The 2,798-nt window shown below is 76.7% G+C and carries 3 protein-coding genes; all 3 read left to right on the forward strand.

Annotated elements, in window-relative coordinates; translation table 11 throughout:
- Positions 1-1,884 (forward strand): hypothetical protein (locus QJR14_08255; GenBank protein ID MDI3317589.1); only part of this gene is annotated, 1,884 nt, incomplete at its 5' end.
- A gap of 77 nt (positions 1,885-1,961) precedes the next feature.
- Positions 1,962-2,285 (forward strand): GntR family transcriptional regulator, encoded by a 324-nt coding sequence (locus QJR14_08260; GenBank protein MDI3317590.1) that lies wholly within the window; start codon positions 1,962-1,964, stop codon positions 2,283-2,285.
- Positions 2,282-2,798 (forward strand): hypothetical protein (locus QJR14_08265; protein ID MDI3317591.1); only part of this gene is annotated, 517 nt, incomplete at its 3' end. The genes QJR14_08260 and QJR14_08265, both read left to right, overlap by 4 nt.

Consider the following 2,798-nt stretch of genomic DNA (forward strand, 5'->3'; position numbering starts at 1 on the left):
CTCGTCCAGCCGGCCGACGGCCTCGTCCTCGGCACGCGGGACCTGGCCGTCGTCTGGACCGTGCGCGACGCCGTCTACGGGAGCGAACCGGCCGCGGTCGTGGCCCAGGTCACGCTCAGCGGCCAGGCGCTGGCGCCCGACGGCCAGCCGAGCGGTCCGGCGCAGGTGGAGCGGGTGGAGGGGACGTCGCTCCGGACGAGCGTGGCCGGGGAGGGCTTCCTCCGGATCGCGGTCGACCTCCTCGAGGTGGACGGGGCGCCGGCCGGCGGCCACGCCGAGGCGACGGTCTGGGTGGACGCGAGCGCGCCGGCGATCCTGTGGACCGACCCGCCCGAGGAAGCGCTCCTGCCCGGCCCCGACCTGCCCCTTGGCGGCGTCCTCACCGATCCCAACCTGGCGGGGGCGGTGCTCGAGCTCGAGCCGGCCCTCGCCGCCGGCGGCGCCGCCGGCCGCACCGTCGTCCCCGACCTGGCGCAGCTGGCCACGCTCACCGACTTCCGCATGAGCGGCTCGACCGGCCCGCTCGAGGAAGGCGTCTGGACCGGCACGCTCCGCGCCTGGGACGCCGCCGACCCCTCCCACGCCACCGCGGCCACCCGGCGCTGGGTGGTGGACGGCACGCCGCCCGCCCTGGCCTGGTCCGGCGCGCCGCTCCAGGGCGCCGAGCCCGTCGTGGTGGAGGAGCTTCCTGCCGGCGACGGGGCCGCCGCCTACCGCCGCCTCCGCTACGAGGCGGACTGGACCGTCGCACCGGGCGCGCCGCTGGAGCTGGCCGGGCTCGTCTCCGACGCCTGGACGGGCTTCACCCTCACCCGCCTCGAGGAAGCGACCGGAGCAACCGGCGCGACCGGCGCGACCGGCGCGACCGGCGCAACAGGTTCGGAGACGCTCCTCGCCTCCTCGCCGCCGCCCGGCTCCCCGGACGCGGCCGGGCCGCAGTCGGCCGCCTTCCGCCTGGCACTCGCCCTGCCCCCGGGCGGTACGCCCGCCGCCGGGGAGGGAGCGGCGCCGCGCGAGGTGCGCGCGGCGCTCTGGGCGACGGACGGCGCCGGCAACCTGCTCGAGGCGGAGCTCGTGCTCCGCGTGACCGTGGCCGCAGCCGGACCCTCGCCCTCCCACCCGCCCGCGCCGGCTCCGCTCGCGCCGCCGCGCCCGGGGGAGGCAGGGGGGTGCTGGCCGGGCCGCTTCCTGACGCTGGCGGACTGGGCGACGCCGCTGGGCGAGCGCGCGCGGCGCGGGGGCCCGCCGCCCTTCGTCGACGTGCCGGCGGGCGGGGAGCTTGCCGAGGCGGTCGGCTTCCTCTGGCAGGAAGGGATCCTCCGCGGCGTCGACCCGACGCACGCCGCGCCCGAGGCGACGCTGGAGCTCGGCCACGCCGCGGCCTGGCTCGTCCGCGCGCTCGGCGGCGACGCGCACCCGCAGCCGGCGCCCTGGTGGTCGCGTGCCCGGGCGGAGGCGCTCGGGCTCGAGATCTGGCGCCTGACGCCGGTGGTCTTCTGGCAGCCCGAGGGCCCCTGGTGGCCGGCCTCGTCGCGGGAGGTCGTGACGCGCGCCGAGTGGCGGGCGATGCTGGCGCGGGCCGCCGGGGAGGCGGGGATGCCGGCAGAAGCCGGGACGGGGTCGGACGCGGGGAGAGCCGCCGGGCCGGGAACGACCGGGGCCGTGTCCCTGTCGCGGGGGTCCGAGTGGATGACGCGGGGCGAAGCGCTGGTCGAGCTGTGGAGGTGGCGGGCGGGCACGTGCGGTCAAGGCGCGGCCGTGCAGGGGTCCGGGATAGGGAAGGCACGGTTTGCCATCATGCTGGCCGTTTCGCCATCATGCCATCAGTTCGGGCACCCATGCCCGAGAGACATGCTCGATGCCGGTGCTCTACCTGTGCTATAACAAGCCCGTCAGGAAGGTGAGCGCGACTGCTGCTGCTCAAGGTCGACTTCGAAAGCCCCGAGCCGATCTATCTCCAGATCCGCAACCAGGTGGTGGCCGCCATGGCGCGCGGGGAGCTGGCGGACGGCGAGCGCCTGCCCTCGATCCGCCAGCTGGCCGCCGACCTGGGCGTCAACGTCCACACCGTCCACCGGGCTTACGACCAGTTGCGCCAGGAAGGCTTCCTTCGCGTCCTCGGCCGCAGCGGCGCCGTGGTCCGCCACCCGGCGGCGACCGAAGAGCCGCCGGAGCTGCCCGCCGAGTGGGAGCGGCAGGCGCGCCAGCTGCTGGACGAGGCCCGGGCGCGAGGCTTCCCCCGCACGCAGATCCTCACACGTCTCGGGGAGCTGATGGACGGATGAAGCCCGACCTCCTCTTCCAGCTGTTCCAGGGGATCCTCTGGCTGAGCGTGGTGGCCCTGTTCCTCGTGATGCCGGAGCTGCAGTCGCGGACGCTGGCCTTCGGCGTCCGCATCCCGCCGGAACGCGCGGGTGCGCCGGTCGTCACGGCGATCCGGCGGCGCTACCGGCGGGGCGTCGCGGTCGCCGCCGCCTTGGTCGCCGCCGGTTGGTTGGCGGTCCTCCTGAGCGGGTGGGGCGGTGCGGACGGGCGGGCGCTGGTGGCCGCGGGCGCCGACCTCGCCTTCGTCGTCCTGGCGACGCTGGTCTACGTCGCGGCCCACCGCCGGCTGGGCGCGATCAAGGCGCAGGAAGGGTGGATGGCGGAGACGCCCCGGGTGGCCGTCGCCGAGACGCGGCCGCGGGGAGCGCGCGAGATCCCCTGGGCCTGGTTCGGGCCGGCCCTTGCCGTGTTGCTGGGTACCCTAGCCCTCGGGCTCTACGTCTACCCGCACCTTCCCTCGCGCATCCCCATGC

It is taken from the genome of Bacillota bacterium (assembly GCA_029961055.1).
In the GTDB taxonomy this organism is placed as follows: domain Bacteria; phylum Bacillota; class Sulfobacillia; order JAIMAT01; family JAIMAT01; genus JAIMAT01.